This window comes from Acinetobacter entericus, assembly GCF_026168575.1.
In the GTDB taxonomy this organism is placed as follows: Bacteria; Pseudomonadota; Gammaproteobacteria; order Pseudomonadales; family Moraxellaceae; genus Acinetobacter; species Acinetobacter bouvetii.
Window position 1 is genome coordinate 1 of record NZ_JAPEQW010000090.1, and the last position, 1,708, is coordinate 1,708.

Sequence of the window (1,708 nt, forward strand, 5' to 3'; positions counted from 1 at the left end):
GAGCGCACACTCAAAATCTGGACTCCAAATTTGGATGATTTGAATTCTTGGTTACAACGATCTGGATTACCAAAAATCAATCAAGCTCAAGCGGAAGAAATTTTGCTTGAAGTGAATCCTCACTACGAAAATAAAATTCACACTGGCGCGGTGACTGACAGCCAGATGTATTCGAATTTCGTGAAGTGGGTGAAGCGCGACAGCAAGCTCACTGAAAAACTTTTTGAGCAGGCTGTGAAATTGCAATCCTCCACAACTCCCGCTGAATCGCTTCAAGCTGACATGGGGGATTGGTGATGTCTCAACTCCATAGCACAGCAATCGAGCAATGCGTCCTGGCTGCACTGATGACAGTCCAAAACTCACTGGAAACTGTGATCAATGATTTATCTGAAGACTGTTTTCACGCTGAACGCCACAAGGCAATTTTCAACGCCATCACCGACCTGTCAAACGAAAACAAACCGTATGATGTAGTTTTTGTTGAGCAGAAACTGATTGAGACAAAACGCATTGAATTGATCGGCGGTGCAGACTACCTCTCAACCATTTTTGCTGAGGCGCCAAGCTCGTTTTACAACCTTGAGCCGTACACTGCAGAGCTGAACAAATTCAAAGCTCATCGCGAAGTAGAGCGCATTGGTCAGGGTATTCAGGAAATCGCGAAAGATTTGACCATAGTTGATGTTCACAATGCAGCTGAAAATATTTTGAGTGGTGCTGATAACAGCGACAAAGCTGAAAAAACCAGTTTTACGTTCAAGGAGGCATTGGCTCGCTCTGGTAAGCAGTTGATCGAAAAAGCGGAAGCGAAAGCGGGTGCGAAATATGTGGGAGTTAAATTTAATTTACCGCATGTAGATAATTTGGTGGGGACAATCCAGAAAGGCCATTTCTGTGTAATTGGCGGCCGTCCAGGTTCAGGCAAGTCCACTTTGGCGCAGATGGTTGCGATTCAAACAGCGATGCGTTTTGAAGAAGCTGTACTGGTGGTATCTGCGGAAATGGATGTGGAGACATTCACAAACCGCTGCATCTCAGCACTCACCCAAATCCCGTACGACAACATTCACAATGCTGATCTGTATGACGGCATGCTGAAGGATTTCGTGTATGCACAGGAGCGCTTTGAGCGCTTGCCAATTCACGTTGAAGACAAGCAGCAGCCGACTATTGCTGAAATCCATGCTTATGCGCGCAAAGCGAAGCGCATGTACAAGAAACTCGGCTGCATCATCATTGATTACCTGCAATTGGTGCGCGATCCAAGCAAGAGAGATCGCTATCAGGAAGTTAGTTCAATCAGCCGCGATTTAAAGGCAATGGCGAAGGAATTTGATTGCCCAGTGATTGCGTTAGCTCAGTTGAACCGCGAATCAGAAAAAGGGAAACGTCCAAAAGCATCGGACTTAAAAGAATCAGGCCAGATTGAGCAGGACGCAGATCAAATCCTTTTAGCTCACCCAGTGGTAAATAGTGATGATGACCTGCCGAGCGGTGTAACTGAAATTATTGTGGCTAAAAACCGCCATGGGAAAAAGGGTGTGGTGCGTGTACTGGATCGCTTGGATATTTGCCGGTTTGCATCAATTCGGACTGAAGAAGATCAGCGCGTGGGAGGTGGGGTGTGAAATTAGATCATCCGTTGATCCGCTATCACGGTGGCAAATTCCGCTTAGCGCATTGGATTATTTCTCAAATGCCAAAC

General features: G+C 46.1%; 1 protein-coding gene and 1 pseudogene. Both read left to right on the top strand.

Annotated elements, in window-relative coordinates; all coding sequences use genetic code 11:
* A pseudogene (locus OKC24_RS19605) lies at window positions 1-297 on the top strand (replication protein); the annotation flags it as partial.
* Complete coding sequence (locus tag OKC24_RS19610; RefSeq protein ID WP_265466279.1) at window positions 297-1,631, top strand: replicative DNA helicase; 1,335 nt, start codon at window positions 297-299, stop codon at window positions 1,629-1,631. The pseudogene OKC24_RS19605 and the gene OKC24_RS19610, both read left to right, overlap by 1 nt.
* The last annotated feature ends 77 nt before the right edge of the window (window positions 1,632-1,708 follow it).

Excerpts from the sequence above, each read along its gene's own strand:
- OKC24_RS19610 (WP_265466279.1), top strand. The coding sequence starts at position 297 with ATGTCTCAACTCCATAGCACAGCAATCGAGCAATGCGTCCTGGCTGCA.